This is a genomic window from Eubacterium sp. AF36-5BH (assembly GCF_003460505.1).
Taxonomy (GTDB): domain Bacteria; phylum Bacillota; class Clostridia; order Lachnospirales; family Lachnospiraceae; genus Eubacterium_G.
Window position 1 is genome coordinate 160,668 of the sequence record NZ_QTVG01000003.1, and the last position, 12,691, is coordinate 173,358.

The 12,691-nt window shown below is 33.7% G+C and carries 11 protein-coding genes; all 11 read right to left on the reverse strand.

Annotated features, from left to right (window positions below; genetic code table 11):
* Positions 1-102 precede the first annotated feature (102 nt).
* A complete protein-coding gene (gene ftsZ, locus DW006_RS03670; protein WP_117999100.1) occupies positions 103-1,224 on the reverse strand; it encodes a cell division protein FtsZ in 1,122 nt (373 codons plus the stop codon).
* 112 nt (positions 1,225-1,336) lie between these two features.
* Positions 1,337-2,104, reverse strand: a complete 768-nt coding sequence (locus DW006_RS03675) for a cell division protein FtsQ/DivIB (RefSeq protein ID WP_117999101.1) — start codon at positions 2,102-2,104, stop codon at positions 1,337-1,339.
* A 15-nt stretch (positions 2,105-2,119) separates the two neighbouring features.
* Entirely contained in the window at positions 2,120-3,292 is a 1,173-nt protein-coding gene (locus DW006_RS03680) for a putative peptidoglycan glycosyltransferase FtsW (protein ID WP_243002572.1), read from the reverse strand.
* A gap of 17 nt (positions 3,293-3,309) precedes the next feature.
* Positions 3,310-4,668 carry a UDP-N-acetylmuramoyl-L-alanine--D-glutamate ligase gene (gene murD / locus DW006_RS03685; RefSeq protein WP_117999102.1) on the reverse strand — a complete coding sequence of 453 codons (1,359 nt, stop codon included), beginning with the start codon at positions 4,666-4,668 and terminating at the stop codon, positions 3,310-3,312.
* Between the two features lie 48 nt (positions 4,669-4,716).
* Positions 4,717-5,703 (reverse strand): phospho-N-acetylmuramoyl-pentapeptide-transferase, encoded by a 987-nt coding sequence (mraY, locus tag DW006_RS03690; RefSeq protein ID WP_117999103.1) that lies wholly within the window; start codon positions 5,701-5,703, stop codon positions 4,717-4,719.
* A 1-nt stretch (position 5,704) separates the two neighbouring features.
* Complete coding sequence (locus DW006_RS03695; protein WP_117999218.1) at positions 5,705-7,339, reverse strand: penicillin-binding transpeptidase domain-containing protein; 1,635 nt, start codon at positions 7,337-7,339, stop codon at positions 5,705-5,707.
* Positions 7,340-7,468: 129 nt separating this feature from the next.
* The gene (locus DW006_RS03700; RefSeq protein ID WP_117999104.1) at positions 7,469-9,337 is read right to left on the reverse strand and encodes a penicillin-binding protein 2; all 1,869 of its coding nucleotides are present in this window, start codon (positions 9,335-9,337) and stop codon (positions 7,469-7,471) included.
* Positions 9,338-9,339: 2 nt separating this feature from the next.
* Positions 9,340-9,801: a hypothetical protein gene (locus tag DW006_RS03705; protein ID WP_117999105.1), complete on the reverse strand. Its 462-nt coding sequence runs from the start codon at positions 9,799-9,801 to the stop codon at positions 9,340-9,342.
* Positions 9,802-9,803: 2 nt separating this feature from the next.
* Positions 9,804-10,739 carry a 16S rRNA (cytosine(1402)-N(4))-methyltransferase RsmH gene (gene rsmH / locus DW006_RS03710; protein WP_117999106.1) on the reverse strand — a complete coding sequence of 312 codons (936 nt, stop codon included), beginning with the start codon at positions 10,737-10,739 and terminating at the stop codon, positions 9,804-9,806.
* Positions 10,740-10,766: 27 nt separating this feature from the next.
* Positions 10,767-11,216, reverse strand: coding sequence for a division/cell wall cluster transcriptional repressor MraZ (gene mraZ / locus DW006_RS03715; protein WP_117999107.1), 450 nt, complete (start codon positions 11,214-11,216; stop codon positions 10,767-10,769).
* 470 nt (positions 11,217-11,686) lie between these two features.
* Positions 11,687-12,568, reverse strand: a complete 882-nt coding sequence (lgt, locus tag DW006_RS03720; RefSeq protein ID WP_117999108.1) for a prolipoprotein diacylglyceryl transferase — start codon at positions 12,566-12,568, stop codon at positions 11,687-11,689.
* Positions 12,569-12,691 lie beyond the last annotated feature (123 nt).

Here is a 12,691-nt window from a genome sequence, read left to right on the forward strand (position 1 = left end):
CATTTTATTTTTGAATAATGTTTTTGCAACAAAAAGACACGAACTGCATATACTCAGGTTCGTGTCTTTTTATTTATTAAGTAAACTTTGGCTTAAGCCTAATTATTTGTTTCTTAAGAAATCAGGAATGTTAAGTGGCTTGTCCTCAATGCTACTATGTGGCTGCTGAACAGGAGTTGTTTCACTCTTTGGTGTAGCAGAAGGTGTTGCATTGTATGAGAACTTCTTAGCCGTGCTTCCCATACCAAAAGCTGTTGCCTTTGGCGCTGGTGTTGAATCGCCAATACCTGTTGCCATTACTGTAATTGAACATTCATCAGGGTATGAATCATCATATCTTACACCGAAGATAATGTTTGCATCATCACCTGCAAGTTCCTGTACATAGCTTGCAGCTTCATTAGCTTCAAACAAGCTAACATCACCAGTAATGTTGATAATAACATTCTTTGCTCCATCGATTTTTGTTTCAAGAAGTGGAGATGTAACAGCCTGCTGAACTGCATCTGAAGCCTTCTCATCACCGCTTGCTTCACCGATACCAATATGAGCAATACCTGCATCTCTCATAACTGTCTGAACGTCAGCAAAGTCAAGGTTAATTAATGCAGGTACATTAATTAAGTCTGTAATACCCTGAACTGACTGCTGTAATACTTCATCAGCCTTCTTTAATGCTTCAGGCATTGTTGTTCTCTTATCTACGATTTCTAATAATTTATCATTTGGAATTACAATAAGTGTGTCTACGTTTGGCTTTAATCTTTCAATACCTGCTAAAGCATTGTTCATACGTGCCTTTGATTCAAATCTGAAAGGCTTTGTAACTACACCTACTGTAAGAGCTCCCTGCTCTCTTGCTACACGTGCCACAACAGGTGCTGCTCCTGTACCTGTTCCACCACCCATACCACATGTTACGAATACCATATCGGCACCCTTTAATAACTGTGCTAATTCTTCTACGTTCTCTTCTGCAGCTGCTTCACCAACTTCAGGCTTAGCTCCTGCTCCAAGACCTTTTGTTATCTTCTCACCAATCTGTAAAGTTGTTGGTGCCTTACTTCTTTTAAGTACCTGTGCATCAGAATTAATTGCAATAAATTCAACTCCTCCGATGTTTTCATCTATCATTCTATTTACGGCATTGTTTCCTGCTCCACCAACGCCTACAACTATAATCTTTGCTACTGCTTCGCTTTCGTTTGTAGTAATTTCTAACAAGAGTACATCCTCCTTTGTCTCACTTAAAATTTAGTTTGCCTCTTAAAACAGAGACATAATATTAGCCATATACATTATATAATATAATTTTTTTCTAAAAATAGCAATACCTTTATTTCTTTTTTTCTTCACTTTTTTTCAAAGTGTAACTTCCATCTTCACTGGCATGTTTCATGTTTAAAGTTCCTTTGTACTTTATAACATTTTTGTACATGTCATTAAAATCCTTTAATTTCTTGTCCAAATTTGTTTTTTTGCCAAGCTGAACTTTCACATTTTTTATGTTCATTGTCACTTCATTGTTTTTGTTTATGGAATACTGTTTTACTTTGTAATTGTAAGCTTCCACTGATGAAGTAACTGTCAAAATTGTTTCTAAAGACTTTTCATCTTTTACTTTTATTTTTTTGAAAAGCTTTAATTCTGTAGCTTCCAATCCCTTAACCGGAACAATATCTTTTATTTTTTCATCAGATATTTTAAGAATTGTGCCATTCTCATCAAAGTAATAATATAATTTATCTTTTTTGATGTATCCCTGTAACTTCTTTTCATATCCTGTTATTTTCACTTTTGATGGCGATAAAAGTTTTACTTTATATTCCTCATACAACTCAAGGGGTGTATTTTCCCCAATTAAACTTTTAAACCAAAAGACCAATGTGTTATCAATCTTTTGTTCACTCATGTAGGCATTCACTTCCTGATCTGTAAACTGGTCCAAATCAGAAGTACATGTAACGCTTTGCAACTTAAATCCAAATATACCAATTAAGATTAAGGCAACAATAATTACAATTACCAAAAAAGAAACTTTAACCCATTTTTTTAATTTTCTGCGTCTGTGTTTTTTTCTTCCTCTTCTTTTCTCCTGACTCATAATGACTCCTTACATTTAACGAATCCTCTTTATTCTTCTTGAAACTGATAAAACCATTCCCATTTCTATCATCAAAAACATTAACGACGTTCCACCATAACTTATGAATGGTAAGGATACACCTGTATTTGGTATAAAGTTAGTAACAACGGCTATATTAAGAACAACCTGTATTGAAATATGCGCAAGCACACCAACTACCACCATTGAGCCAAATAAATCTGACGCATTACTTGCAATATATCTCATTCTTCTAATTAAGAAAATAAACAATGCAATAATACACAATGCTCCAAAAATACCAAGTTCCTCACATACAATGGAAAAAATCATATCGTTAGAGGCTTCAGGAACGTACCCTAATTTCTGAGCACTGTTTCCTAATCCCTTACCAAATAAACCACCGGAACCAATTGCATACAGCCCCTGCATTACCTGATAACCACCTTTATCCATGTACGCTTCCGGATTTCTCCAAACAGCAATTCTGCTAAATCTAAATCCTAAGTCAGAGAATTCTCCGAGAAAAAACAGCGATACAACACCAACACCTATTCCGGCTGCGATTATCCCTGTAAAAAATTTGCAGGCACCTGCAACAATTAGCATTACAGCTCCTATTCCTAAAACAATAATTGCGGAACTTAGGTTAGATGTGACAATAAACAACACTGCCGCCCCAAGAATACTTATGCTGTAAATCTGCCAACAAATCTTACCATGTTTTAAAGCATCCCTACCACATTTAGATAGCAAAAACGCCGTTAAAAGAATAACTGATATTTTAACTAACTCAGCAGGCTGAAAAGATACAATTTTCAAGTCCACCCATCTTCTTGCACCGTTTGCCTCGATTCCCATTGGTGTTAAAACGAGAAAAACACTTACTATGGATGCCCCGTAGATGAATTTGCTGAACTTCTTTAAAATTCTATAGTCAAAAAATATCATTGGTATCATTACAACTAATCCCATGGCTGTGGCAATTAGCTGATTTTTCAAAAAATATATTGAACTATTATATTTATTTAATGCTGTATAAGAACTTGCACTGTACAAAAGTACGTAGCCTAAAAGCATTATAAAAATCCATACAAATAGCAAACTATAGTCGAAATAACCACTTCTTCTTTTTCTATTTAATTGTTGTTCATCTGATTTGGAAACCTGATTATTTTCTTTATTCAATATACTTACCCCAAGTTCTATTTTAATTTCTTAACATAATCCTTGAACATATCACCACGCTGCTCATAACTGTCAAACATATCCCAGCTTGCACATGCAGGTGACAATAAAACTGCATCTCCCTGCTGTGCATTTTTCTTACATTCATCTATTGCTTCTTCTAAAGATTTTGTAAAAATAATATTTTCAAAGCCATATTTTTTTGCTGTGTCAGCAATCTGGTTAGAAGTTTCACCAAGCAAAACCAAGCATTTAACTTTGCCTTCTAATTCTTTTGCCCATTCGTCAAAAGTAACTTTCTTGTCATAGCCGCCTGCTATTAAAACAGTTGGACGTGTCATTGCCTGAATTGCTTTTATGGATGCATCTGTATTTGTTCCCTTAGAATCATTATAGTAAATAACATCATCAATTGTATCTACATATTCTATTCTATGAGCTACTGCTTTAAACTTTTTGATTGCTTCTTTAATCACAGCATCAGGAACTCCCATATTAACTGAAATTCCAATTGCTGCCATAATATTTTCAACATTATGAATACCTACAAGTGTTGTGTCCTCTGTTGTTGTAATAACACGTTTTTCTCCATTTTCAGCGTACATAATATTTTTCCCGTCTAAATAAACACCTTCTTCTAATTTGTTTTTGCTGCTAAACCAAACAATTTTATTTTTAAGTTTTGGCGCATATTCTCTTAATATTTCATCTTCATAATTAAGAATAATCGGCTGATTTTCTTCCTGATTCATTGCAATACTCATTTTTACATTTGTATAACATTCCATTGTATAATGACGGTTCAAATGGTCCGGAGTAATATTTAATACAGCACTTACATCTGGTTTAAATGTATGTATTGTCTCTAACTGGAAACTGCTTATTTCTGCAACTGTCACTGTATCTTCTGTAGAATCAAAAGCTGTTAATGTATATGGTGTTCCAATGTTACCAACTACATTTACATCCTTATAATATGCTGCTAAAATTTCTCCAACCAAAGCTGTTGTTGTAGTTTTTCCGTTAGTTCCTGTAATCGCTGCAAGTCTTCCTTTCCCTACAACGTAGGCAAGTTCAACTTCGCCCCAAATTGGTACATTATTATCTCTTACATCATTTACAAAAGGTGCATCAATAGCAATACCAGGACTTAATATCATAAGGTCAAACTGCTTTATAACATCTTCTTTTAATTCTCCAAGAATTACATCAACATTTTCTTTATTATCTAATTTTGCCAAAATATCTTCTTTGTTTAGTTTTACATTTCCATCATAAATTGTAACAACTGCGCCTACCTTTTTTAAAAGGTTTGCAGCACCTATACCGCTTTTTCCTGAACCTGCAACTAATACTTTTTTGTTCTTAAGTTCCATAACATTACTCCTCATCTGCTAAATTATCACCATTTATATTCTATTATTTTATAATGCTAAATATCCAATTAAACATAACATTGCTGTAGCAATTGCAAAAGCTGCCACAACCTGAGTTTCTGCATAACCGCTTTCCTGAAAATGATGATGAAGCGGTGCCATTTTAAACACTCTTCTTCCTTCACCATATTTTTTCTTTGTGTACTTAAACCAGCTTACCTGAATTATGTCTGACAATGATTCAAGTAAATATATACATGCCACAATTACTATAAAAATTGGCATTTTAAGCATAAATGCCATAGATGAAACAAAACCACCTAAAGCAAGCGAACCTGTATCACCCATAAATACTCTTGCAGGATATACGTTGTATAAGAAAAATCCAAGTAACGCTCCAACAAAAGCTGCTGAAATTGGCTCTAAACCTGATTTTGTTCCTGCAGCTACTGCTGTAAAGAACACTGCAATTATAACAGTAACACTTGTTGCTAAACCATCAAGACCATCTGTTAAGTTTGCTCCATTTACAGTTCCTAAAACAGCTATAAATAAAAATGGAATAAATAACCACATTGGCATTGTCACTTCCATTCCGTTTGTAAAAGGAATAATTGTAGCTGTTCCAAGACCTGAATATTTAACTATATAGAAACAGAAAATTGCTGTTACAACAATCTGTGCAACAAGTTTCTGAATTTCTGTTAAACCTAAATTACGTTTTTTTACAACTTTTATATAATCATCTAAAAAGCCTATAATACCGAAACCTATAACCATAAACAAAACCGGTACTATTCTTGTGTTCTTGCAAACGAACATAAAAATAAGAGATGTGACAATAACACTTGCAAGAATAATCATGCCACCCATAGTTGGTGTACCTGACTTACTTTGATGTGATTTTGGTCCTTCCTCTCTTATGTACTGTCCAAATTTTAATTTTTTAAGCATGGGTATTACTATAGGACATAAAATAACACTTACTGCAAAAGAAATAATAATTGCTGCGATGATAGTTGTACTTGTACTCATTTTACTCTCCTTGTTTCTTTTCTTCCAACCAATATGGAAGAATATTTTTGTATAGCTCACTTATTACCGGAGCAGCAACCTGCCCACCATAATATATCCCCTTTGGTTCATCAATAATTGCCATTGCTATTATTTGTGGATTATCTGCCGGAGCAAAACCCATAAAAGATGCTATGTATTTTCCTGAACCTCTTGGCAGTTTCTGCGAAGTTGCAGTTTTCCCTCCAACCTTGTATCCTTCCACTTTTCCTTTGCTTCCGGTTCCTTCTGAAACTACTTTTTCTAGGATAAATTTCATTGTATCTGATGTTTTTTTAGATACAACGTTGTTCTTATTTTTGTACTTAAATTGTTTTACAACTTTTCCATTGCTGTTTATGGCTTTAACACCAAAATGAGGTGTGACAATTTTTCCACCATTAACCACTGCACTTGCTGCAACAAGATACTGCATAGGTGTAATCTGAAACGACTGTCCAAAAGACATTGTTGCCAATTCAACGTTACCAACATTTTTCAGCTTATGAATAATTGTTGAGGCTTCCCCTGGCAAGTCAATTCCCGTTTTGTTCATTAGCCCTAATTTTCTCATTTGCTCATAAAACTTTTCCTTGCCTACCTTTAATCCTACGTCTATAAAAACCGGATTGCAGGAATTCATAACTCCCTGTAGGAAATTTTCACTTCCATGACCTGTTGTTTTATGACACCTTATTCTTCTATCGTCCACAATCCTAAAGCCCGGACAGCTAAATCTTGTGTCCATTGTCACCTGATTATTTTCCAAAGCTGCTGTGGAAGTTATTACTTTAAATGTAGAACCCGGTTCATAAGTATCATTAATACATTGATTTCGCCACATTCTATTAAGTAAATCCTGTTTTTCTTTAGAAGAAAATTTTTCATTAGTTGTATAATTTAAGTTGTATGGTTTATTTAAATCAAACTCAGGTGCATTGACCATAGTCAATATTTCACCGTTGTTCGGATTCATTGCAATAATTGAAACATAATTTGCTTTTTTCACTTCTAAGGTTTTGTAGGCAATCTGTTCAGCATACTGCTGGATATTCAAGTCAATGGATGTTACCAGACTATTACCTGTTACAGGTTCCCTTCTTTGTTCAAGAGCATTTTTCATTTCAATGCCTCTTGAATCTGTTGGTGTTAAAATAGTCCCATCTTTTCCTTTCAGGTACTTTTCATATTGAATCTCCAAGCCAATAATCCCCTGATTATCAGAGCCTGTAAACCCTAAAATTTTTGAACCTAAACCTCCATAAGGATAATACCTTTTATAATCTTCGTCAACCTTTACCCCTGACAAATTATATTTTCTGATTTTATCACCTACCCTTTTAGGTACATTAGATTTTATTTTTTCTCTTACACTTATTTTGTTTACTTTTTTAGAGACTTCGCTTTTGGAAAGCTCTAATTCTTTTGTTAGTATTTCTATAATTTTTTCAGGTTCTTTAATTTGGTTATATATAACAGAAACGGTACACACTGTCTTATTACTTGCAATGACCTTACCGTTTCTATCTAAAATTTCCCCTCGTGGAGCCTTTATTCTTCTTTCTCTTTCCTGAACCTCAACGGCTCTTTTCGTATAATATTGGGATTTAAAGACCATTAAATATACTAATTTTCCTGTTACCAAAACTAAAAATAAAATTATTCCCCAAACATAAATCAGTAATAATTTTCGGTTAATTGTTTTAACTTTATTCAAATTACCGCTTCCAGAATGTTTTTTATAATTCTATTCTTTTTCTGTTTTTTCTATTCCCATATATGGCAATACCTGTTTCATAATGTATGTCCAAAATTCTGTGTTGTACGCTGTTGCTTCTGTATTATCCTTTGGGCTATCCATAATTGTATAACATACAACCTGTGGATTTTCACAAGGAACACAACCTATAAATGAAAGAATATACTGATTTTTAATTCTTCCTTTTACCTTACCTGATGTGTATACTTTTTCGGCTGTACCTGTTTTTCCACCAACAGTATATCCCGGTATGGCTGCTGTTTTACCTGTACCTGTTAATACTACTTCTCTTAAACATTTCTTTATAAATTCAGAAGTATCTCTTGTTACAGTTTCTTTTATTAATGTTTTTGAATAGTTTTTAACTAAATCACCATTTTCTGTTACCACCTGTTTTACGACATGTGGTTCATAATAATAACCTCCATTAATTAATGAAGAAAATCCTGACACCATCTGTATCATGTTTACTGTAAAGTTCTGACCAAATGAGTTTGTTGCAAGGTCCACAGCATTCATACCACTTTTCTTATCATAAACAATACCTCTTGTTTCACCTGGTAAATCAATTCCGGTTTTCATGCCAAAACCAAATCTTTCCTGATACTGCTGGAATAATGATGTGCCTAACTTTCTACCAATAAACATCATGTAATCGTTACATGACTGTGCTACCGCTGTCTTAACATCAATTAATCCATGACCACTTTTATCGTGACAGTCAATTGTGTATATGTCTACTTTTTCATGACCATCACATGTGAATTTTGTTTTCTGATTAATTAAATTTTCCTCAATTCCCGCAGCCACTGTAAATGGTTTAGCTGTAGAACCCGGTTCAAAAGAATCTGTAATACAGAAGTTATTCCAAATTTCATTTAAGGCTTCTGACTTTTTCTTTCTTGAAAACTTGTCCCACTGTGCCTTTGTATAACCTGTAGGCCTTTTCGTAGGATTATTCAAATTAAAAGTAGTGTCATCACCCATTGCCAATATTTCACCTGTATTTGGATCTGCAATAACAACTGCCAGTCTTTTAGGATTGTATTTCTTCATATATTTTTTCATGGCATTTTGAACAATTCTTTGTATGTTCATATCTATAGAAGAAATAACGTTGTTTCCATTAGTAGCGTCTTTAACTACTGTTTCCATATTATTTTCAGCATCCATATAGCCATATTCACGCCCTGCAATTCCGTTAAGCTGTTCTCCGTAACTGCTTTCAATTCCCATTGATGCCTCATTATTCAGGTTGGAATATCCAAGAACACTACATGCTAATGTATTATACGGATACATACGCTTGTAGTTCTTTTCAAACCAGACACCTTTCACATTACTTACTGTTTCCTTTTCTTCTTTTGTTTTAGCAAGTTTTCCCGCAACATAATCCTGAAACTCTTCTATTTCCTCATATTTTAATTCTTTTTTTGCCACCCAATAACTGCTGTTTTTTCGCTCCTTAATACTTGTTATCAAGTCTTCCTTATTAAAATCAAAATATTTAGTTAAAGCTTCCACTGTTGGCTCTAAATATTTATTGTCTTCACTATTCATGATTAATTTTGAGTCAATTACAAGATTATAAACCATAACGCTTGTTGCAAGCACATTACCGTTTCTGTCTTTTATATCACCACGTTTAAAGGGTATAACCCTGCTGGTAAAGCTCTGCTGTTGTAATACCTGAATTGAATAAGTATTACCTTTTGCCACATTTATATATGCAATTTTTCCGCATAATACAAGTAAAAATCCGACAATTATTACATAAATAATTCCCAGATTTCTACCCATTCTCTTATTAAATCTTAATCTTGGTTTTTTCCTTCTTACTTGTCTTCTCTCACTCATAATTACTTTCTTGGTATATCTCCATACTGTAATGTATATCCACTGTCACTTGCCTTGTAAGTAGATATCTGTTTGTCAGTTGCCTGTTTCATACCTAACTTAGTTGTTGCCACTTTATAAACATGGTCAACATTAACATAGCTGTTAATTGAATAATTTAACGCATTATTCTGTGACTGCACTGTGCTAATCTGACTTTTTAACTGTGAGATACTGTCTCTTGTTGCTGTAATGTTTGACTGCATGTGTAAATAACTTACACTCATAACCAAACACACCATTGTTACAATTGCAAAAAATACAACTAAAGGTGCACTCATTGCTAGCCCTTTAATTTCTTCCTGTTCAACTGTATGTCTTTTGTGTTTTCTCTGTACCTCAATCTGTTCTCTACTTGGTACAGACTGAGTTGCTATATTACCATAAACAAATTCACTTGTATAATTGCTTCTTACCCCGTTCATATTTAACACCTTTCAAATATCCTTAGCTTTGAGCTTTTTGCCCGCTTATTTTCTTCTATCTCATCTTCTGATGGAATAATTGGTTTTCTTGTTATAACTTTTCCTTTTGACTTTTTCCCACAAACGCACACTGGGAAATTTGGTGGACAAGTACATGGATTTTCATTTTCCCTGAACTTTGTCTTAACAATTCTGTCCTCTAGTGAATGAAAAGTTATAATACAAATTCTTCCATTTGGTTTTAACAAATCAATCATCTTATCAATAGATTCTTTTAATACTGTTAATTCCTGATTAACTTCAATTCTAATAGCCTGAAATGTTTTCTTGGCAGGATGTCCACCCTTTGCCTGAACCTTCATTGGAATAGCTCTTTTAATTACTTCACTTAACTCCTTTGTAGTTTCTAAAGGCTTTTCCTTTCTAGCTAAAACAATATGTTTTGCAATGTTCTTTGCAAATTTATCTTCTCCGTAGTCTTTTATTATTTTAAATAATTCATTTTCGCTGTAAGTATTTACAACATCTGCTGCTGTAAGTTCCTGTCTTGTGTCCATTCTCATATCAAGAGGTGCATCTGATTTATAAGAAAAACCTCTTTCTAAATTATCTAACTGATATGAGGAAACTCCTATATCTAAAAGTATGCCGTCTACTTTTTCTACATTTAATTCTTTTAGTACCTTATCAATTTCACAATAATTACTTCTTACTAATGTAATTTGATTTTCAAATTTTTTTAAACGCTCTCCTGCTGCTTTTAAAGCCTCTCCATCCTGATCTATACCAATCAGTCTTCCTTTCGGTGACAGTCTCCTTAATATTTCGTATGAATGACCACCACCACCTAATGTTCCATCAACATATATTCCGTCAGGTTTTATATCTAAGCCATCAATGGTTTCATCCAAAAGAACTGATATGTGTTTGAAATCCATATTGACCTTCTTTCCATTACTTAATTCTTATACTCCAAGACCTGCCATGTAATCTGCCAAATCTTCAATCTTCTCTTCTGCGTCTTCGCTTAACAGATATTCATCCATCTGTTCATTCCACTTATCTATATCCCAAATTTCAATGTGATCACCTACGCCAACCCAGACAACCTGGCTTGTTAAAGATGCATAGTCCCTTAATGTTGAAGGTACAAGCACACGTCCCTGCTTGTCCGCATCAAGGGCTTCCGCACCACCGAGGAAAAATCGATTGAAACTTCTTACCTTTTTGTCGGTAAATGGTAAACTACTAAGCTTTTCCTGTAAAGCTTTCCATGTGGTTTCAGGGTATGCAAAAAGACACTTGTCAATACCTCTTGTAACAACAAGTCTTTCGGCAAGATTATCTCTTATCTTTGAAGGGATAACTGTTCTGCCTTTAGTATCCATTTTTTGAGTTTGTTCACCTGTAAACATATAACTCACCTACTCTTGTCTTCTGCTTAATTCCTAATATTTCCACCACTTTTCACCACTTTATGGGTAAAATTCACCACTCATAGGTAAATTCTATACCATTTCCATCATTATTGCAACCATTTTTTTATTTTTTATGAAATTAATTTTGTGGTATTTTCTCCCATAAATAGGGCTGTTTTTCTATTTTTCACATGATAATTTACGCCTGGTGGGGAATTTTTCCTATTTTTTCATATTTTTGTGGGGAAAAATATTTTTTAACCATTTCTGTGCAAAAATAAAAAATATAGTTCCCTCCTAAGCTTGACAAATAGCAAAAAAAGAAAAACTGTCAGGTCGACTTACACACTAGGTGTTATCAACATAACAGTTTCTCTTTTCAGTTATTTCTTATTTAATTTCTTATTTAATTTTTAATTCAGTTTATAATCTACTTTATATCATTTATTATTTTTTTCATATTTTTATTACTGTTGTGCTCTTTTTATCTGCACACGTTTAACAATTATTATAGTCAGTGCTACCGCCGCAACTACTATTGACAATGCCTGAGATACCGGCCACCCCGTTACAGGCATTATTAACTGGTCTGTTCTCATACCTTCTATAATGGCTCTGCCTGTTCCATAGCCAAGTAAATACCATAATAAAATCTCGCCATCAAATTTTTTCTTTTTTCTAAAAGTAAGCATTAATATTAGAACACACAGGTTCCAAAGGGATTCGTATAAAAATGTTGGCTGTACCTGTATATATCCTATTTCACTTAATGTTTTGCCTTTTAATGTTTCCATCCCCTGTCTTACTGCATCAGGCACCTGAGATATGCTGTATTTGTCACCGAAGAATATTTTCATCATTAATGGGCTGGAGTCTTTTGCTACCCCACCGAAAGCTTCTCTATTAAAGAAGTTGCCCCATCTTCCTATAATCTGTCCAAGTATTAAACCGTATACTGCAGTGTCTGCAATTTTTTTAAACGAAATTTTTTTCACCCTTGTATATATTAAACATACAAGTACCCCTGCTATTACACCACCGTAAATTGCAAGTCCACCCTCTCTTATATTTAATATTTCGTTTGGATGTTTTCCATAATAATCCCAACTGAAAATTACATAATATAATCTTGCTCCGATTACACTAAAAATAATGGCATATAACGCAAAATCAATGTATTCGTTATAGTCCTGACCTGAAGTCTTTGCTATATAACAAACAAGTGCAATGCCTAAAATCATACCCAGGGCAATTATGCACCCGTAAAAAGCGATATCCACCCCAAAGAAATTAAAACTCTTAGGTAAATTTTCTATATTAATGTGTAAATTTGGAAATTGAATGTCCATATGTCTCTCCTTATTTTTGCTAATGATCTCACATTACAACAACTTTATATATAAGATTCATATTTATGGTAAATAACTAATCCTTATACCGGAACAGAAACTTCGTATTGCAAGATCACATTT